Origin of the sequence: Sulfitobacter sp. SK025 (assembly GCF_003352105.1) — a bacterium.
Lineage (GTDB): Bacteria > Pseudomonadota > Alphaproteobacteria > Rhodobacterales > Rhodobacteraceae > Sulfitobacter > Sulfitobacter pontiacus.
Genome location: NZ_CP025808.1, coordinates 583047 through 602091 on the forward strand (window position 1 = coordinate 583047; position 19045 = coordinate 602091).

Genomic DNA, 19045 nt, shown 5'->3' on the forward strand with positions numbered 1-19045 from the left:
GGCCGCTTACGCGTCGAGCTTGCGGATATCGGTCAAACGTCCGGTAAGAGCGGCAGCGGCAGCCATCGCGGGGGACATCAAATGGGTGCGCCCCTTAAAGCCCTGACGGCCCTCGAAGTTGCGGTTCGATGTCGATGCGCAGCGTTCGCCCGGCGCCAGCTGGTCGGGGTTCATCGCCAAACACATGGAGCACCCCGCAAGGCGCCATTCGAAACCGGCATCCTTGAAGATATCGGCAAGCCCTTCTTCCTCGGCCTGCGCCCGCACAAGGCCGGAGCCCGGGACGATCATGGCGCGCATGCCGTCCTTGATCTTCTTGCCTTTCAGAACCGCCGCCGCAGCGCGCAGGTCTTCGATGCGGCCGTTGGTGCAGGATCCGATGAACACGGTATCGATCTCGATATCGGTCAGCGCCATGCCTTCGGTCAGGCCCATGTATTCGATCGCGCGTTTCGCCGCGTCGACCTTGCCGCCGGTGAAGTCGGATGCCGCGGGTACTTTGGCGGTGATGGGCAGAACATCCTCTGGCGAGGTGCCCCAAGTCACGGCTGGCGCGATGTCTTCGCCCTTGATCGTGATGACCTTGTCCCAATGGGCGTCGTCATCGGAATACAGTGTTTTCCACCAATCCATCGCGGCTTCCCACTGGGCACCTTTGGGCGCGTGGGGGCGGCCTTTGCAATATTCAAACGTCTTGTCGTCCGGCGCGATCAGGCCAGCGCGCGCGCCGCCCTCGATGGCCATGTTGCAGACGGTCATGCGGCCTTCCATCGACAGGTCACGGATCGCTTCGCCGCAATATTCGATGACATAGCCGGTGCCGCCCGCCGTGCCGGTTTCACCGATCACGGTCATGGTGATGTCTTTGGCGGTCACACCGGGGGAAAGTTTGCCGGTGATCTCGACCTTCATGTTCTTGGATTTCTTCTGGATCAGCGTTTGCGTCGCCAGCACGTGTTCCACCTCCGAGGTGCCGATCCCGTGGGCCAGCGAGCCGAAGGCACCATGTGTCGCGGTGTGGCTGTCGCCGCAGACAACGGTCATGCCGGGCAGGGTCCAGCCCTGCTCGGGGCCGACGATGTGCACAATGCCCTGACGCACGTCGGACACGGGGTAGTAGTGCAGGCCGAATTCCTTGGCGTTTGTATCAAGGGCGGCCACCTGAACGCGGCTGTCTTCGGTCATCGTCGCGGTGTTGGCGCGGTCCAGCGTGGTCGGCACGTTGTGATCGGGCACAGCGATGGTCTGGTCAGGGCGGCGCACGGTGCGGCCCGTCATCCGCAGCCCTTCAAAGGCTTGCGGGCTGGTCACTTCGTGGACGAGGTGACGGTCGATGTACAGAAGGCAGGTGCCATCGTCGGCCTCGTGCGCGACATGGGCATCCCAGATTTTATCATAGAGCGTTTTGGGGGACATGTGGTCCTCTCCCGTATGTTATGTAAGCGAAGAATAGGGGTGTACGAAAGACGAGCGCCAAGGCGCGGGCGGGCGTTTATAGTCGCGCCAGCACGGTGTGGGTTGCCCCGAAAAAGCGTTCGCGCAAGCGGGCGCGGTCGCAAATGTTGAACAGATCGTCTGAAACATGTGTCATAGCGGCTTAGCTAGACGCTTTCGGTCATGTGATCAAGGATTCTGACGGTGTGCGGTGGTGGCGCGGCTGCATCGGATCACGTGGTTGTGCGTGGGCGCGGGTATCCCTTCTTGCGCGGTGCGCGGGATTGTCCCACCATTGAAGCCCTGTACAAGTTTCTTGCCTTGAAAGTTCATGATGACCCCAGACCCCTTTGCCCATTTCCTTGAGAGTATCCAGGCGTTGATCGCAGGGGGGGGTCGGATTGGCAGAAAGCCTGATGCAGCCCGGCTGGCGTCAGTACCAGATGTTCATCCTGCTCGGGCTTGCGCTGATATCATGGGGGCTGCATCACGCCACGGGCAACTGGCTGCAAAACTGGGTCCGCTCGCGCGAGGGGTGGTCCAAGTGGCAGCTGCGCATGGTGGTGCAGGTCAAGCGGCGTCTGGGGCTGATGTGGTTCGCCCTGCTGGCAGGGACGGTCTATCTGGTGATGCAGAACATCACCTGGCCGTCGCGGTCCTATCTGATCGGCATATTCGCAACGCTGGTGGCGGTTTGGGTCTGTATCGCCTTTGCGGCGCGGCTGGTGCGCAACCGCCCCATGCGGCGGCTGGTGACATGGGGTCTGTGGATCTACGCCACGCTCTATGCGCTGAATGTGGTCGATGATGTCTCGGCGTTTCTGGATTCGGTGGCGCTGTCGATCGGGGATTTCCGGCTGTCGCTGCTGACGGTGATCACCGCGCTGGTGGTGATCGGTCTGTTCTTTTCTGTGGCGCGGATCATCAGCCAGACCAGCGCTGCCACGATCCGCAAGAACGAAGACATCAGCCCCTCTATGCAGGTGTTGGCGGTGAAGGGTGTACAGCTGACGCTTTATGGCATCGCGTTCTTTATGGGGGTCAAGGCCGTCGGAATTGACCTTACCGGGCTTGCGGTGCTGTCAGGGGCGATTGGTGTGGGCCTTGGTTTCGGCCTGCAAAAGGTCGTATCGAACCTTGTGTCGGGGATCATCATCCTCATCGACAAATCCATCAAGCCGGGGGATGTGATCAGCCTTGGCGATACGTTTGGCTGGATCCAGACCTTGGGCGCGCGCTATGCCTCTGTCGTGACGCGGGACGGGAAGGAATATCTGATCCCGAACGAGGACCTGATCACCGGTCAGGTGGTGAACTGGTCCCACTCCAACGATTTTGTGCGGCTCGATATCTATTTCGGCACGGCTTACGGGGATGATCCCCATGTGGTGCGCAAGCTTGCGGTAGAGGCCGCAAGCGGGGTCGAGAGGGTGCTGAGCTTCAAGGCTCCGGTCTGTCATATCGTGGGCTTTGGGGATAGCAGCGTCGATTACATCCTGCGCTTCTGGATCAAGGACCCGACAGGCGGTCTGACCAATATCAGGGGCAATGTTTATCTAGCACTTTGGGATGCGTTCAAAGAGCATGGCATCTCGATCCCCTTCCCGCAGCGCGAGGTCAAGGTTCTGGACGACAGCAAACTCGCCCTGTCCCGCGCCGTCGCAGGTGCCGGATCAACACAGGAATGAGTGGCGGGAATCAGCGGGGCCGTGAGCCTGTCGTGACTGCACCCGAACCGCCATATCCCCCTGTCGCGGGCGCATGGCAGCTTTGTGACGCTGTAGCACGACTGCCAACCCGAGCCGGACAGATGGCATATGCGCCTATCGGCCAGACCTTCATGGCGCTGCGAGGAGGGTGGTCGTCGTACCCCCTGACAACGCCAGTGTCGTCAGCAAAAATGCACAGCGGACAAGAGTTTGCCCGTCAGGGTATGCCATTCTCTCGCCACGTTACGGGCGGCCCGTCAAAGCGGTGGTGTCGCGGCTCTCGGAACGGCCCCGACTGGCGCGCGCCGGTAAATGCCGGTCATGGCCGCTTGTCATTGAAATTTCACTTCGGCGTGCCTATTCTAGGACATCCCCAGCGCCGGGGGACTGTCGGCGCGTCTAAAGGAGGACAATGTCCTGTCAACGCTTTCAAATGCAGTTCCGACTGCTACCCCGCAGGCAGCCCTGATGACTGCTGAACAAAACACAGCCACAAGCGACGCTCTGCTGGCTTCAATCCTTTCCCAACTTGACGACGACAAAGCCGAAGAAGTTGTGCAGATCGATCTGCGCGGCAAAACGGCGATTGGCGACTACATGGTTGTGTGCTCCGGCCGGTCTTCGCGTCAGGTTTCGGCAATCGCTGAAAAGCTGGCCCAGATGGTCAAGGACGACTATGGCCGTTCGCCCAAGGTCGAAGGCAAGGAAACCGGCGACTGGGTGCTGATCGACACAGGCGATGTGATCGTTCACGTGTTCCGTCCGGAAGTCCGCGAATTCTACCAGCTGGAGAAGATGTGGATGACCACAGAAGCCCCAGCCGTGATGCCGCATTAAGCTGCCTTTCAGGCAGGGATCATGCGTGTTCACATCTGTGCGGTCGGGCGTTTGCGCGCCGGACCGGAAAAAGACCTCATTGATGATTATCTGAATCGGTTCGATCGAACCGGTCGCGCGCTGGGCCTTGGGCCCGCGCGCGTGATTGAGGTTGAGGATAAGAAAAATGGCGGTATGCCCGCCGAAGCCGCGCTGTTGCGCCGTGCCATTCCTGCGGGGTCGTTGATCTGTGTGATGGACGAACGAGGCAAGGTCGAAACCTCACCGGATTTCGCCAACCGCCTTGGGGGCTGGCGCGATCAGGGGCGGGGGGATCTGTGCTTTGTCATCGGCGGCGCGGATGGCATCGACAAAGAGCTACGCCGCGAGGCGGATCATGCGCTGTCATTCGGTAAGATGGTCTGGCCGCACATGCTGGTGCGCGTCATGCTGGCAGAACAGCTGTATCGCGCCGCCTCGATCCTGTCGGGCGGCCCATACCACCGCGTATAAATCCGTCAGGTCTGACGTCCGGCAGGGCCCAAACCTTACTTGATCTGGACCTTCTTGATCTCTTTCCCCCAACCGGCCTGCGTATCGCGGGCCTGAATGCCGACCTCTGTCGTGCCTGCGGGCAGCTCAACGCCGGACAGGGAACGAGTCAGCGGTTGTTCGTCCACGTGGGGGTGGATCAATTCGCGGATCGCCAGCTGGTTGCCATCGGCATCCAGAATGCGCCACGCGTCCGAAAAGTGGTCCCAGCCGGTATCATTATGGCTGATCGTCACGTCGAACTTATAAAGGCCGCCCTCTTTCGACACGCGCACCGAGTTGATGGAGGTCGGGTCTGCCGCAGCGACCTGTGCTGCAACCAGCAGCGGAATGGAAAGGATCAATTTGTACATGAATACACCAATGTCTGAAAACAGACATATAGACTAGCCTTGCTCATTTTCCAATAGAATGCGCCGTGACAGTGACGTGAACTCGCGCCGCCAGATGATGATAACAGTGACCATAGCGGCGATGGTGAGGGGGATCGGGCCGACGATCCAGCCCAGACTGGCCAGCGCAAAATAAAGCGATCGCAACCCCCGATTGAAACTGCGCGCGGCGGTGATGTTGATCTCTGCCGCCTTGGATGCCAGCGGGGGTGCGCGGCGGTCCTCGGGGTCATTTGGGACGGCGGCCATGAGCACCGAACAATAGCCAAACAGCCGGTTTGACCAGACGAATTTCAGAAAGCCGTTGGTCAGAAAGAACAGTGGCAGCAGCATTTTGAATTCCCACACCACGGTGGGCAGCTCGGTCAGGGCAAGGTCTTCGACCACCGTCGACAGACGCTCGCTGTTGCCCAAAAGCGCCAGTGTCCCGCCCAAAGCGATCATGCTGGTAGAGGCGAAGAAAGCCGTGCTTTGCCGCAGGGTGCTGATCATCTGCGAATCAAAGATACGCGGCTGACGGGTGATCATCTGGGTCATCCATTCGCGCCGGTATTGCGCCATGATCAGCGACACAGAGGGCTTCGCGGGGTTCGGGTGTTCGATGCGCCAGCCAATGGCCAGCCAGGCGCAAAAGATTATCGCCAAAGCGGCATAATCCAGCGGTTGAAACAGGGCGATGCGATCCATCCAAGTCATGCTAAGCTGCATACGCCGACTGGTTCTATGTTGCCAATGTCTTTAATTGGTCATATTATTTTACCAAACTGGAGGTTCGCCATGGAAATGCCCATTCCCAGCCAAGCCGTGATCGCGCGCAAGACACGTGTGGTTGATCGGCTGCGTCAGGTTTTGCCGGCTGATGCTGTCATCTCGGATGAGCGTGAGACGCGGGCCTATGAATGTGACGCGCTGACCGCCTATAAATGCGCGCCGATGCTGGCGGTGTTGCCCTATACCACACAGCAGGTGTCGGACGTGTTGCGCATCTGCCACGAAGAAGGCGTGCCCGTCGTGCCGCGCGGGTCCGGTACGTCGCTGGCGGGGGGCGCGCTGCCCACGGCGGACTGCGTGATCCTTGGCGTGGCGCGAATGAACGAGGTGATCGAAACCGACTACGCCAACCGCATCATCAAGGTGCAAACCGGACGTACCAACCTGAGCGTCACAGGCGCGGTCGAGGAAGACGGTTTCTTTTACGCGCCCGACCCTTCAAGCCAGCTGGCCTGTGCCATCGCGGGCAATATCGCGATGAATTCGGGCGGGGCGCATTGCCTGAAATACGGCGTGACGACCAACAACCTCATGGGCGTCACGATGGTCTTGATGGATGGCGAGGTGATCGAGGTTGGCGGCGCGCATCTGGATGCGGGCGGGCTGGACCTGCTTGGGCTGATCTGCGGCTCTGAAGGGCAGCTGGGGGTCGTCACCGAAGCCACGCTGCGCATCCTGCACAAACCCGAAGGCGCGCGGCCCGTGTTGATCGGGTTCGACGATAACGAGGTCGCGGGGGAATGTGTCTCTGACATCATCAAGGCGGGTGTCTTGCCCGTCGCCATCGAATTCATGGACCGCCCCTGTATCGAAGCGACGGAGGCCTTCGCCAAGGCTGGTTATCCCATGTGCGAGGCACTGCTGATCATCGAGGTCGAAGGCTCCGACGCAGAGATTGACCACCAGTTGGGTCTGATTTCCGACATCGCGCAGCGGCACAGTCCGGTGGAGCTGCGGCAATCCAAATCCGCAGAGGAAAGCGCCAAGATCTGGCTGGGTCGAAAATCGGCCTTTGGCGCGATGGGGCAGATCAACGACTACATGTGTCTGGATGGCACCATCCCGGTGTCCTCGCTGCCCTTCGTGCTCAAACGCATCAAGGAACTCAGCGATCAGTTCGGGCTGAAGGTCGGCAATGTGTTTCACGCAGGCGACGGTAATATGCACCCGTTGATCCTGTTTGATGCCAACAAACCGGGCGATCTGGAGCTGTGCGAGGAATTCGGGGCCGAGATCCTCAAGCTCTGCGTCGAGGTGGGCGGCTGTCTGACCGGCGAACATGGCGTCGGGATCGAGAAACGCGATCTGATGCATGTGCAATACGCCCCCGACGATCTGGAGGCGCAGATGGCGGTGAAGGATGTGTTCGACCCCGCATGGCTGCTGAACCCCGCCAAGGTCTTTCCGCTGGACGCGTCAGAGACACGCCGCGCCGTGGCGCTGGCGGCGGAATAACCCGCGCCAGATTAACTGCTGATCTTCAACAGATCACACGCACGACGAAGGAGCCGAGATATGGCCATCACATCCGAAGAGGCGCTGATCGAAGCGGTCAAAGGTGCCGCTGGCCCGATCTCGGTTCAGGGGGGCGGCACGCGCGGCCTGCCCGCGACAGGGCAGATCATGCGCGTCGCGGGGCTGCAGGGGATCACGCTGTATGAACCCGGTGCGCTGACGCTGGTCGCGAAACCCGGCACCCCCGTGGCCGAGATCGAAGATGCGCTGGCCGCCGAAAACCAGCGTCTCGCGTTCGAACCGATGGACCATCGCGGATTGTTGGGCACCAGCGGCACGCCGACGATCGGTGGGGTGATGGCAGGCAATATCAGCGGACCGCGGCGGATCTCGGTCGGGGCGGCGCGGGACTTTCTGCTGGGGGTGCGCTTTGTCGACGGGCGCGGTGCCGTGGTCAAGAACGGCGGGCGCGTGATGAAGAATGTCACCGGCTATGATCTGGTCAAGCTGATGGCGGGGTCTTACGGCACTTTGGGTGTGCTGAGCGAGGTATCGATGAAGGTGCTGCCACGCCCTGAAACGCAGGCGACCTTGGTGTTGCACGGGCTGGACGATGGGGCCGCTGTGGCCGCGATGGCCCGCGCCCTTGGCAGCCCGTTCGAGGTGACAGGTGCCGCCCATGACCCTGCCACCCGCGAAACCGCACTGCGCATCGAAGGGTTCGAGGCATCGGTCAGCTACCGTCTGAGCCAGCTTCAATCGTTACTCGCCGGCGCGGGAGGCGAGGTCGAGCAACGCGATGCAGCAGCCACGCAGGCGCTTTGGTCCGGCATCCGTGATGTGGCGGCGTTTCACGACGGGCAGGGTGATGTGTGGCGCGTGTCGTGCAAACCCTCTGACGCGCCGGGAATCGCGGCGCGATCGGGAGCAGAGCGCTGGACCTATGACTGGGCGGGCGGGCTGATCTGGCTGCGCAGCGCCGCGGGCCATGATCTGCGCGCGGCCATCGGGCCGATGGATGGGCATGCAACGCTGGTACGGGCCGATGCGCAGACCAAGGCGCGCTTGGGCGTGTTCCACCCCGAACCCGCCGGTGTGGCGCGGCTGACAGCGGCCCTGCGGGCGCAATTCGATCCCAAGGGCATCTTCAACGCGGGCCAGCTGGACCGCGCGGCATGAGCTTGCTTGCGGTCTTCCTTGTTGTCTTTATCGGCGGGCCGTTGGTGTTCCGCCTCTTGACCCGTGGCAAGCCTGACCGGCGCAGCCTGCGTGCGCTGGTGCTCTTGGCTTTTCTCTGTGCCGTGGCGGGGATGGCGATACGCTATGGCGTGGCGCAGTATTGGGGCGAGAGCCTGCTGGCGTCGATGGGGGCGATTGCCTGTATCTGGCTGGGCTGGATCGCCGTTCTGGCCTTTGTCGCGCAGGTGTTGCGCCGCGCCTATCCCGGCCCCGTTACGCAGCGCTGGACCAATGTGCTGGGGATCTTGGCCACCACGCTGCCCTGGTTCGGCCTGATCTGGGCCAGCACCGTCGCCGCTTAACTCTTTACCTCGTCAGGGTCTCGTGCCCACAACGCCGGAGCTTTCATGCAAACCACATTCACCGCAGAACAGTTGAAAAACCCCGCGACGGCGCGCAGCAACGAGATCCTGCGCGCCTGTGTGCATTGCGGCTTTTGCACCGCCACATGCCCCACGTATCAGGTGTTGGGTGACGAATTGGATAGCCCGCGCGGGCGTATCTATCTGATCAAGGACATGCTCGAGAACGACCGCGATCCGGATGAAAAGACGGTCAAACACATCGACCGCTGCCTGTCCTGTCTGGCGTGTATGACGACCTGCCCCTCGGGCGTGCACTATATGCATCTGGTGGATCACGCCCGCGATTACATCGAAAAACGCTACAAACGGCCCTTCAGCGACCGTGCCCTGCGGTGGATTCTGGCGCGTATCCTGCCCTATCCGACGCGGTTCCGGTTGGCGCTTCTGGGGGCGAAGATCGGGCGGCCCTTCGCGCGGTTGATGCCCGACGCGCGGTTGCGTGCGATGATTGAGATGGCCCCCAAGACGATTCCTCCGGTCAGCCGCAACGACGACCCGCAAAGCTTCCCCGCGCAGGGGGCTCCGCGCAAACGGGTGGCGCTGATGACGGGCTGTGCGCAAAAGGCGCTGAACACCGACATCAACGACGCCACCATCCGCCTGCTGACACGGCAGGGCTGCGAAGTGGTCGTCGCCGAAGGCGCGGGCTGCTGCGGGGCGCTGACCCATCACATGGGCAAAACCAGCGAAAGCCACGCCACCGCGGCGCGCAACATCAAGGCATGGTGCGCCGAGATGGACGGGCAAGGGCTGGACGCCATCGTCATCAACACCTCGGGCTGTGGCACCACGGTGAAAGACTACGGCCATATGTTCCGCAACGACCCGCTGGCGGCAGATGCGGCGCGGGTGTCGGCGATCGCCAAGGATGTGTCCGAGGTGCTGCACGATCTTGCGGGGAACGCAGACCCAGACGCCATGCCCAACCCCGCCAAGGGGAATATCGCGGGCATTGATGCGCCAAAGGCCCCCGCGCCCGCCCATCACGGCCTGACCGTGGCCTATCATGCAGCCTGTTCCCTGCAACACGGCCAGCAGATCAAAAACTACCCCAAGGATTTGCTGAAACGCGCAGGCTTTACCGTGGTTGAGCCTGCGGATTCACACCTGTGCTGCGGGTCGGCGGGGACGTATAACCTGATGCAGCCCGAAATCTCTAAGCAGTTGAAAGACCGGAAGGTCAGAACCCTGCAGGCCAAGAACCCCGACGTGATCGCGGCGGGCAATATCGGCTGCATGATGCAGATCGGATCGGCGGCGGGCGTGCCCGTGGTGCACACGGTAGAGTTGCTGGATTGGGCGTCGGGTGGGCCGAAGCCTCCGGCGTTGTCGCAAGAAAAAGGCGCAAATTTGCAGATTCCTCGCCTCCGCTAGGGTTTTCGCCGCATTTTCGCCTTATCTCGCGGCTAGGAGAGGCTAAAGACCAGACCTCACCGAAGTAGGAGCGATATCCGTGCGCCGTTGGGTAGCCATCTCTATCATGTGCCTGACCGTCGCGACGGCCGGGCTTGCTCAGGATGCGCGGTTGCGCAGGCTGGACACGGGGGTGGATGCCGGTGCGTGGGAGGCCGTGGGCCGTCTGGATATCGGCGGTAAGGGGTTTTGCACCGGCGCGTTGATCGCGCCCCGTTTGGTGCTGACGGCGGCGCATTGTCTGTACGACAAGGAAAGCAAGCAGCGCATTGATCATGGCGAGGTAGAATTCCTTGCCGGTTGGCGTAACGGGCGGGCGGGGGCCTATCGCAATGTGCGCCGTGCGGTGGTGCATCCCGATTATGTCTACGACGGCGTCGTATCCTCGGACCGTGTGCGCAACGATCTGGCCCTGCTCGAACTTGACCGGCCGATCCGCAATACCACGATCAAACCTTTTGACACCGCCCGCCGTCCGCGCCGCGGCGACCAGTTGGGGGTGGTGAGCTATGCCAAGGACCGGTCAGAGGCACCGTCCCTGCAAGAGGTCTGCAGCGTGCTGGCCCGCCAAGAAGGCGTGCTGGTGACCACATGCTCCGTCGATTTCGGGGCCAGTGGTGCGCCGATCTTTACCTTTGAAAACGGGGTGCCGCAGATTGTGTCTGTCGTATCCGCCAAGGCCCATGTCGAGGACAAAGAAGTGTCCCTTGGTACCGCGCTTGGTGCGCCGCTGGCGCGGCTTCAGGCGGATCTGGTGGCAGGCAAGGGGGTGTTCCAGGGCGGAGGTGTTGTAAGTAAGCGCATCACGTCAGAGGATCGCCGCCGCACCACCGGCGCGAAATTCGTCAAACCCTGACCTTGTCATCAGGGGTGATTTTGTCCCCTTGAAACGCGATTTACCCATCCCCACATGCATGTCACCGAAACGCCTGTTGAGGGTTCCGGTAGACAACCCAAGGTCTGTCCATGGTGGAAGGCCTGAATGATTATCGCTCAAACGAGGATGAATACCTATGCGTAGTTTTGATTTTGCACCGCTGCACCGTTCGACTGTCGGCTTTGACCAGATTGCCAATCTGATGGATCGCGTGATGGCCAACGACGCACCGCAGCCAAGCTATCCCCCTTACAACATCGAAAAACTGGACGATGATTCCTATCGTATCAGCATCGCCGTCGCCGGCTTTACCGAAGGCGACCTGAGCGTTGAAGTCCGTGAAAAATCGCTGATCGTCTCGGCGCGTAAAGCTGATGAGGATACGGACAAGACCTATCTGCATCGTGGTATCGCGACCCGCGCGTTCGAACGCCGCTTCCATCTGGCGGATCACGTGCAAGTGACCGGCGCGGCCCATGCCGACGGTATGCTGCACATCGATCTGGAACGTCAGGTGCCCGAAGCGCTCAAGCCGCGCCAGATCCAGATCGCGCGTGCGCCAAAGGCGATTGAAAAGGATGTGGTTGACGCGAACACCGTTAACTAAGCGACATCACTCTGACAGACGAAGCCCGGTGCATTCGCGCCGGGCTTTTTTGTGCGCGCATGGGGGCTAGGTCACAGTTGTTGACTTAAAATAGCGCAATGGGCACAGTGCCCCGATCCAGTCGGGGGAGGAACGCCGGATGTCACTGCAGGAAATATTTGCCACACGCGCCAATCGCATGAAGGCGTCGGAAATTCGCGAGCTGCTCAAGCTGTTGGACCAGCCGGATATCATCTCTTTTGCCGGTGGTATCCCTGACCCTGATCTGTTTCCAAAAACGGCGTTTCAGAACGCTTTTGCCGAGGCGCTGAACGGGCCGATGGCGGCGCAGGGGTTGCAGTATTCCACCAGCGAGGGGCACAAACCTTTGCGCGTCTGGATTGCCGCGCAGATGCAGGCGATCGGTGTTCCCGCGACGCCGGACAACATCCTGATCACCTCGGGCTCGCAGCAGGCGCTGGATTATCTGGGCAAGCTGTTCCTGTCGCCGGGGGATACCGCGCTGGTGGGCTGGCCGACCTATCTGGGGGCTTTGGGCGCCTTTAACGCCTACGAGCCGCGCTATGACAAGCTGGACCCGCTGAGCAACCGCAGTGGTGCTGATTATACCGCCGCCGCGAAAGAGGCAGGCGGCGCGGCCAAGTTCGCCTATCTTTCCGTTGATTTTGCCAATCCGACAGGGGCCACGGTCAGCCGCGCCGCGCGCGAGCGGGTGATTGATCTGGCCGAGGAAATGGACATCGCCGTGATCGAAGACGCGGCCTATCAGTCGCTGCGCTTTGACGGTGACGCGATCCCGCCGATCCTCGCGCTTGAGGCCGAACGCCGGAACGGTGATCTGGAAGCCTGCCGGACGATCTATTGCGGCAGCTTTTCGAAAACACTGTCGCCCGGGCTGCGTGTGGGCTGGGTCTGCGCCGCGATGCCGGTGATCTCGCAACTCGTGTTGATGAAACAGGCGGCGGATCTGCACAGTGCCACATTGAACCAGATTGCCGTGGCCACGGTCGCGGAACAGCAGTTCGACAGCCACATCGACACGATCCGAAGCGCCTACCGTGCACGTCGGGACGCCATGCTGGAAGCGCTGCAGGCACATATGCCCGAAGGGGTGAGCTGGACCAAACCCGAAGGCGGCATGTTCATCTGGGTGACACTGCCCGATACGCTGGACGGGGCCGATCTGCTGAAACAATCGCTGGAAAGCGAACGGGTCGCCTTTGTACCGGGGCACGCGTTTTTCGCGGACGGGTCGGGGCGCAATACGTTGCGGCTCAGCTACTCCACCTCGACCGAAGGCAAGATCGCGGAAGGGATCGAACGCTTGGGCCAGTTGATCACCCGCGCGCTGAACGGCTGATACGAAAACGGGCGGCAGGATGATCCCGCCGCCCGTTTCAAATACCGGATGATCCGCAGGTCAGACCGACATGCAGATGTATTTCATCTCAAGGTAATCTTCGATCCCGTGGTGGCTGCCTTCGCGGCCCAGACCGGACTGCTTGACGCCGCCAAACGGCGCGACCTCGGTCGAGATGATCCCGGTGTTCACACCCACGATGCCATATTCCAGCGCCTCTGCGACCTTGTACACGCGGCTTAGGTCTTTGGCGTAGAAGTAGGACGCAAGACCAAAGATCGTGTCATTGGCCATCTCGATCACGTCGTCTTCGTTATCGAACTTGAACAGCGGGGCGAGCGGGCCGAAGGTTTCCTCTTTCGAGACTTTCATATCCTGCGTCACACCGGTGATGATGGTCGGCGCGAGGAAGTTGCCCTCCATCTTCTCTTCTTTGCTGCCCAGCAGGATTTCGGCACCTTTCGACACCGCGTCCTCGACATGTTCTTTCACCTTCTCGGAGGCATCGCCGTTGATCAGCGGCCCCAGCTCTACGCCGTCTTCAAAGCCGTCGCCGACCTTCATCTTTTCAACGCGCGCTTTCAGCTTTTCAGCGAAGGCGTCATAGACACCGGCCTGCACATAGATGCGGTTCGCGCAAACACAGGTCTGGCCGTTGTTGCGGAACTTGCACAGGATCGCGCCTTCGACGGCGGCGTCCAGATCGGCGTCGTCAAAGACGATGAACGGCGCGTTGCCCCCCAGCTCCATCGAGCATTTCATGACCTGATCGGCAGCCTGTTTCAGCAGGATGCGGCCCACTTCGGTTGACCCGGTAAAGGTCAGTTTACGCACGGCGGGGTTTTCGCAGAACTCCTTGCCCACGGCAGAAGAAGAGGACGACGGCAGCACGTTGAACACGCCTGCGGGGATGCCCGCGCGTTCGGCCAGCACACCCATCACGATCGCCGACAGCGGTGTTTCCGCAGCGGGGCGCGCCACAAAGGCGCAGCCAGCGGCCAGCGCGGGCGCGGCCTTGCGGGTGATCATCGCGTTGGGGAAGTTCCAGGGCGTGATCGACGCGGCCACGCCGATGGGCTGCTTGATCACGGTGATCCGCTTGTCGCGCTGGTGGCCGGGGATGGTCTCACCGTGGACGCGCTTGGCCTCTTCGCCGAAGAATTCGATAAAGGACGCGCCATAGGCGATTTCGCCTTTGGCCTCGCCCAGAGGCTTGCCCTGTTCAGCGGTCAGGATGGCCCCCAGATCGTCTTGGTTTTCCATCATCAGGTCGAACCATTTGCGCATGACGCCGGCCCGTTCCTTGCCGGTCCAGCTGGCCCATTCCTTCTGTGCCTTTTCCGCCTGGGCGATGGCACCGGCCACCTGCGCACGGCTGAGGTTGGCGACCTTGGCAATCACATCGCCGCGGGCGGGGTTCACCACATCAAAGGTGCCATCGTCGCCATCAACCCATTCGCCACCGATATAGGCGCGGGTCTCTAGCAGGCTTGGATCCTTGAGCATTGATTTCAGGTCAGTCTTTGCGTCAGTCATTTTGATCTCTCCGCTTTTGTCTGTGGTTACCCAAAGCAACAAACGCTATGATTGTCTAGTTCCAGTTCGTATCGGGACGCTGACGGAGGACCACATGCAGCTAGACGACGCCTATGCCAACGCCGCTTATATCGATAACGCAGAGGCATATCCGCCCCGCTGGAAAGACGCCGCAGCGGCATTCCGCAAGAAGCTGGGGTTTCGTGCGCAAAAGAATATCTCTTACGGGCCGACCGACCGCGAAATCTATGATCTGTTTGAACCCGAAGGCGTGTCGCGGGGCACGGTGGTCTTTGTCCACGGTGGCTATTGGAAGGCGTTTGCCCCTGCCGATTGGTCCCATCTGGCGGCTGGTCCCCTGGCGCGCGGCTATGCGGTTGCGATGGTCGGCTATGACCTGTGCCCCGATGTGCGGATCAGCCAGATCACCGGACAAGTCGCTCGCGCCATTTCCGAGATCGCCAAACGCACCCAAGGTGCGCTGGCGCTTGTCGGCCATTCCGCGGGTGGGCAGCAGGTTGCCCGCATGACCGACCCGCTGATCCTGTCCGGCGATGTCCGCGACCGGATCGAGAATATCGTGTCCATTTCGCCCGTGGCAGACCTGATGCCGCTGTTGCAGACCTCTATGAACGACATTCTTCAGCTGGACGAAGCCGAAGCGACGGCGGAAAGCCCCGTGAACATGACGCCGCCCCATGGGGTGAACGTCACGATCTGGGTCGGGGCCGATGAACGTCCCGCCTTTCTGGAGCAGGCCGAGCAATTCTCGCGCGTGTGGGGGGCCAAGCAGTTCGTCGTCGAGGGGCGGCACCACTTTGACATTATCGACCTGCTGGAAGACCCCGACAGCGATATGGTGAAAGCGCTGCTTGGCATAAAGTGAGCCTTGATCGGGCCGCGCAAATCGGCGAGACAGGGGGCGGGTTGGGACGATGGCGTCGTCCTGCGTTTCACGGCCCTTGCGTCCTGCACGCCGGGACCTTTCTGAGAAGGAGGGTCTGATATGACCAATACATCCAAAACCGCCCGTCCCGATATGTACCGTTTCCATAACGGCACGAAGTCTCCGCTGCCGTTTGACACCGCTGAATACGAAGCGCGTCTGGAAGAGTTGCGCGAACGGATGGATGCAGCCGGTGCGACGGCGGCGGTCTTCACGTCGATGCACAATATCGCCTATTATTCGGGCTTTCTGTATTGCGCCTTTGGTCGCCCCTATGGGCTGGTGGTGACCGAGACAGACTGTGTGACGATTTCCGCAGGCATCGACGCCGGTCAGCCGTGGCGCCGCAGCTTTTGCGACAACATTACCTATACTGACTGGCAGCGCGACAATTACTGGCGCGCCGTCGCCTCGGTTACGGGCAAGGGCGCGGTGATCGGCTATGAAGGGGACCACCTGACACTGATGCAGCGCGACAAGCTGGAGGATTTCCTTGAGCCGGTGGTGATGATCGACCTGTTCGAGACGACCATGCGCCAGCGGATGCACAAGTCTCCGGCAGAGATTGCGTTGATCCGTCAGGCCGCTCAGGTTGCTGATGTGGGCGGCTATGCGATCCGCGATGCGGTCAAGATCGGCGCGCGCGAGATCGACATCGCAATGGCAGGCCGCGATGCGATGGAGCTTGAAATCGCCAAGCGGTTCCCCGACGCCGAATACCGCGACACCTGGGTGTGGTTCCAATCCGGCATCAACACCGATGGTGCGCATAATCCGGTTACCGCACGGCAGCTGGAGCGCGGCGATATCCTGTCGCTGAACACCTTCCCGATGATCTCGGCGTATTACGTGGCGCTGGAACGCACCATGTTCGCCGGAGAGGTGGACCCCGCCAGCCTAAAAATATGGGAGGCCAATGTCGCTGCCCATGAATACGGGATGAGCCTGCTGAAGCCCGGTGTCAGCTGCGCCGACGTGACCCACAAGATCAACGCCTTCCTTGAAGAGCGTGACCTGCTGCAATACCGCACCTTCGGCTATGGTCATTCGTTCGGCGTGCTGTCGCATTTCTATGGCCGCGAAGCAGGGCTGGAGCTGCGCGAGGACATCGACACGGTGCTTGAACCCGGCATGGTCATCTCGATGGAGCCGATGCTGACCCTTCCCGAAGGTCAACCCGGCGCGGGCGGCTACCGCGAACACGATATTCTGGTGATCACAGAAGACGGTAACGACAATATCACCGGCTATCCTTATGGCCCTGATTTCAACGTCGTAGGCTGATTGCGCTGCCCCCTTTACGGGGGGCAAACGCCCTTTTGGCGGTTGGGGGTGACTGCGAGTACAAACAGGGAGTATGGCTTGACGTACCCTGTCACGTCGATATCTTGACGCATCGCTGTCGCGGGATGGGGGTGTCAGGCCATATCCGTGCCTATCGCCTGCATCCTTAGTCTTGTTAAAAGTGCTTTCCGCACGCTGTTTCGTGAGTGTTCCCGATGAAAGCATCCTTGATAGAACAAGAAGAAATGCGCCTCGCGTTGCTGCGGGGATATAATATTCTGGATACCGCCCCCGAAGAAGGGTTCGACGACATCACGCGCCTCGCGGCAGAGATTTGCGAGGTGCCGATCGCGCTGATCTCTTTGGTGGATGAAGACCGCCAGTGGTTCAAATCCAAGGTCGGGCTTGAAATTGACGGCAGCGACATCACCGACAGTATTTGCGCCCATGCCATCGCGGGCGATGACTACCTGGAGGTGACCGACACCACCGCCGATCCGCGCACCGCTGACAATAATTTCGTCACTGGCGAGGATTCGATCCGGTTCTATGCCGGTGCCTTGCTGGAGGATGACAAGAATCTGCCGCTCGGGACGCTCTGCGTGCTGGACAAGAAACCGCATCAGCTGAATGATTTTCAACGCCGTGCGCTCAAGGTGCTGGCGGGGCAGGCGATGCGGCAGATCGAGCTGCGCAAGGCACTGGCCGATGCCGAGGTGCTGCGCAAAGAGGTCGACCACCGCGTGAAAAACTCGCTCCAGTCCCTAGAGGCATTGATCCGCATCCAGATCCGCAGCGAAAAATCCCCCGAAGCCCGCGCCGCGCTGGACACCATTCAGGGCCGCCTGTCGACCATCAGCAGCCTGCATGAAGCGTTGTACCTGACTGAAACCGGAGCCGCGGTGGATATCGCAGCCTTCCTGAAGAAGGTCGCCCATTCCACCAGTGAACAATTGCCCGACGGGGTGCAGGTGAACATAGAGGTCGATCAGGCGCATCTGTCGTCCCGCTCTGCGTCATCCGTGGGGATGATCGTGAACGAGGCGATGACCAACGCTGCGAAATACGCCTATGAGGGCCGCAAACGCGGGACACTCGACCTGCGCGGCGAACGCAAGGGCGGCTTCTACCACCTCAGCTGCATTGACGACGGCCCCGGTATTCCCAAAGATCGGACCACGGGCACGGGGCTCGGCATGCGCATCCTGCTTGCCGCCGCGCAGCAATTGGGCGGAGAGCTGGAAACCCCAGACCGTGAAAGCGGCGGCGAGATCAAGATCGTCTGGCCCGTCACCGACTGACACCCGGCCCGGGGCACAAGAGAGGTGCAGGGATTATGTTGGCTTTGTTAAGGTTGATCGTCATCGGGTTCGTCGTTCTAACGATCATCTATATCGCCCTGTCGATCTATTCGCGTCGGGTGCGGCGCGGCAAGCTCTACCAGAAGTGGGCGGACGGGCCGCGTCTTGTGGATCGCGATATTTTCGTGCAACGAGGGCTTAAACGATATGACGGGTCGATCCGTCGCAAGTTGATCCTTGGGGTCTATATTGTCCCGGTGGGGCTGGTCATCCTGACCGTCTACCTCACCAACTTTAACTAAGGGGTAACGCCGATGGCGATCATCAAATGGACCTTCTGGGGTGTGATCTGGCTGATCATTGCCGCGTTCTTTCACTATACGCTGCCTCAGGTCGATATCGTACGGATCACCGACACCTATGAAAAGCGCATCGACTTTGGCGAGAACTCGATCTTCTGGTCGCATGCGGATGTGGGCAACAGCACCGCCTTGGGCAACCGCGATGTTTTCTTCATCCAGACGCGTCGCGCCAAAGGCGACGTCATGGTTTATCGCAACGAGGATACCGGCTGGGGCTGGCCGCCGTATTTCAAGTTCGACACGACCAACCTGCAGGCCGAGGCATCTGATCTGAAGTCCGCTGCCGGTACGCCGCAGTATGTCGCGGTCAAGCATTACGGTTGGCGCAACGAGTTCCTGTCGATCTTCCCCAACGCGGTCTCCGTGCGCGTGGTGGACGGCCCGGATGCCAGCAAGGGCATCCCGTTCCTGAATATCATTATCCTGACCCTGTTTGCGGCCGTGGTCTATGCGATCTGGGTCCGCTGGCGTCGGTTCAAACGCGCGCGCATCGATCCGACGTTAGAGCGGCTGGAAGATGACATCGCCGAAAAGCAGGGCCGTTTCGCGCGCTGGCGGGCGGGTCGCAAAAACAAATAAGCGCGGCGCAAGATCACGCCGCGCCTTTTGCGCACTGATTGATGTCC

20 protein-coding genes are annotated in these 19045 nt (G+C 60.9%); 15 read left to right on the plus strand and 5 right to left on the minus strand.

Features of this window, described 5'->3' with window-relative positions; genetic code table 11:
• Nucleotides 1–6 precede the first annotated feature (6 nt).
• Both leuC and C1J04_RS02690 read right to left on the minus strand, forming a co-directional pair.
• Nucleotides 7–1416: a 3-isopropylmalate dehydratase large subunit gene (gene leuC / locus C1J04_RS02685; RefSeq protein WP_114865241.1), complete on the minus strand. Its 1410-nt coding sequence runs from the start codon at nucleotides 1414–1416 to the stop codon at nucleotides 7–9.
• A 76-nt stretch (nucleotides 1417–1492) separates the two neighbouring features.
• Nucleotides 1493–1591, minus strand: coding sequence for a hypothetical protein (locus C1J04_RS02690; protein WP_037954076.1), 99 nt, complete (start codon nucleotides 1589–1591; stop codon nucleotides 1493–1495).
• 244 nt (nucleotides 1592–1835) lie between these two features.
• Between C1J04_RS02690 and C1J04_RS02695 the strand changes: the two genes are divergently transcribed.
• From C1J04_RS02695 to rlmH, 3 genes are all read left to right on the plus strand, one after another.
• The gene (locus C1J04_RS02695; protein ID WP_009825852.1) at nucleotides 1836–3122 is read left to right on the plus strand and encodes a mechanosensitive ion channel family protein; all 1287 of its coding nucleotides are present in this window, start codon (nucleotides 1836–1838) and stop codon (nucleotides 3120–3122) included.
• A gap of 489 nt (nucleotides 3123–3611) precedes the next feature.
• Nucleotides 3612–3980 carry a ribosome silencing factor gene (gene rsfS / locus C1J04_RS02700; protein WP_005851034.1) on the plus strand — a complete coding sequence of 123 codons (369 nt, stop codon included), beginning with the start codon at nucleotides 3612–3614 and terminating at the stop codon, nucleotides 3978–3980.
• Between the two features lie 21 nt (nucleotides 3981–4001).
• Nucleotides 4002–4472, plus strand: a complete 471-nt coding sequence (rlmH, locus tag C1J04_RS02705) for a 23S rRNA (pseudouridine(1915)-N(3))-methyltransferase RlmH (RefSeq protein WP_009825853.1) — start codon at nucleotides 4002–4004, stop codon at nucleotides 4470–4472.
• 35 nt (nucleotides 4473–4507) lie between these two features.
• Here rlmH and C1J04_RS02710 read toward each other — a convergent pair whose 3' ends face one another.
• Both C1J04_RS02710 and C1J04_RS02715 read right to left on the minus strand, forming a co-directional pair.
• Nucleotides 4508–4864, minus strand: coding sequence for a hypothetical protein (locus C1J04_RS02710; RefSeq protein WP_005851038.1), 357 nt, complete (start codon nucleotides 4862–4864; stop codon nucleotides 4508–4510).
• 33 nt (nucleotides 4865–4897) lie between these two features.
• Nucleotides 4898–5599: a DUF599 domain-containing protein gene (locus tag C1J04_RS02715; RefSeq protein ID WP_037954554.1), complete on the minus strand. Its 702-nt coding sequence runs from the start codon at nucleotides 5597–5599 to the stop codon at nucleotides 4898–4900.
• An 81-nt stretch (nucleotides 5600–5680) separates the two neighbouring features.
• On the opposite strand from C1J04_RS02715, the gene C1J04_RS02720 reads away from it, so the two are divergent.
• The 7 genes from C1J04_RS02720 (at nucleotide 5681) to C1J04_RS02750 (ending at nucleotide 12990) form a co-directional block, all read left to right on the plus strand.
• Nucleotides 5681–7129: an FAD-linked oxidase C-terminal domain-containing protein gene (locus tag C1J04_RS02720; protein ID WP_009825855.1), complete on the plus strand. Its 1449-nt coding sequence runs from the start codon at nucleotides 5681–5683 to the stop codon at nucleotides 7127–7129.
• A gap of 60 nt (nucleotides 7130–7189) precedes the next feature.
• Nucleotides 7190–8308 (plus strand): FAD-binding protein, encoded by a 1119-nt coding sequence (locus C1J04_RS02725; protein ID WP_009825856.1) that lies wholly within the window; start codon nucleotides 7190–7192, stop codon nucleotides 8306–8308.
• Nucleotides 8305–8670, plus strand: a complete 366-nt coding sequence (locus C1J04_RS02730; protein WP_009825857.1) for a hypothetical protein — start codon at nucleotides 8305–8307, stop codon at nucleotides 8668–8670. Before C1J04_RS02725 ends, C1J04_RS02730 begins: the two co-directional genes overlap by 4 nt.
• Nucleotides 8671–8715: 45 nt before the next feature.
• The gene (glcF, locus tag C1J04_RS02735; RefSeq protein WP_009825858.1) at nucleotides 8716–10107 is read left to right on the plus strand and encodes a glycolate oxidase subunit GlcF; all 1392 of its coding nucleotides are present in this window, start codon (nucleotides 8716–8718) and stop codon (nucleotides 10105–10107) included.
• A 106-nt stretch (nucleotides 10108–10213) separates the two neighbouring features.
• A complete protein-coding gene (locus tag C1J04_RS02740; protein WP_005851046.1) occupies nucleotides 10214–11002 on the plus strand; it encodes a trypsin-like serine peptidase in 789 nt (262 codons plus the stop codon).
• 157 nt (nucleotides 11003–11159) lie between these two features.
• Nucleotides 11160–11630: an Hsp20 family protein gene (locus C1J04_RS02745; protein ID WP_005851048.1), complete on the plus strand. Its 471-nt coding sequence runs from the start codon at nucleotides 11160–11162 to the stop codon at nucleotides 11628–11630.
• 139 nt (nucleotides 11631–11769) lie between these two features.
• Nucleotides 11770–12990 (plus strand): aminotransferase-like domain-containing protein, encoded by a 1221-nt coding sequence (locus C1J04_RS02750; protein WP_037954078.1) that lies wholly within the window; start codon nucleotides 11770–11772, stop codon nucleotides 12988–12990.
• 60 nt (nucleotides 12991–13050) lie between these two features.
• Here the strand turns inward: C1J04_RS02750 and C1J04_RS02755 are convergent, their stop codons facing one another.
• Nucleotides 13051–14526, minus strand: coding sequence for an NAD-dependent succinate-semialdehyde dehydrogenase (locus tag C1J04_RS02755; protein ID WP_009825860.1), 1476 nt, complete (start codon nucleotides 14524–14526; stop codon nucleotides 13051–13053).
• Nucleotides 14527–14620: 94 nt separating this feature from the next.
• Here C1J04_RS02755 and C1J04_RS02760 point away from each other — a divergent pair, with 94 nt between their 5' ends.
• The 5 genes from C1J04_RS02760 (at nucleotide 14621) to C1J04_RS02780 (ending at nucleotide 18998) form a co-directional block, all read left to right on the plus strand.
• Entirely contained in the window at nucleotides 14621–15412 is a 792-nt protein-coding gene (locus C1J04_RS02760; protein WP_009825861.1) for an alpha/beta hydrolase, read from the plus strand.
• Between the two features lie 120 nt (nucleotides 15413–15532).
• Nucleotides 15533–16756 carry an aminopeptidase P family protein gene (locus C1J04_RS02765; RefSeq protein ID WP_009825862.1) on the plus strand — a complete coding sequence of 408 codons (1224 nt, stop codon included), beginning with the start codon at nucleotides 15533–15535 and terminating at the stop codon, nucleotides 16754–16756.
• Between the two features lie 245 nt (nucleotides 16757–17001).
• Nucleotides 17002–18057 (plus strand): histidine kinase dimerization/phosphoacceptor domain -containing protein, encoded by a 1056-nt coding sequence (locus C1J04_RS02770; RefSeq protein WP_254693846.1) that lies wholly within the window; start codon nucleotides 17002–17004, stop codon nucleotides 18055–18057.
• A 35-nt stretch (nucleotides 18058–18092) separates the two neighbouring features.
• Entirely contained in the window at nucleotides 18093–18359 is a 267-nt protein-coding gene (locus C1J04_RS02775; protein WP_005851057.1) for a hypothetical protein, read from the plus strand.
• Nucleotides 18360–18371: 12 nt separating this feature from the next.
• Nucleotides 18372–18998, plus strand: a complete 627-nt coding sequence (locus C1J04_RS02780) for a DUF1523 family protein (RefSeq protein ID WP_009825865.1) — start codon at nucleotides 18372–18374, stop codon at nucleotides 18996–18998.
• Nucleotides 18999–19045 lie beyond the last annotated feature (47 nt).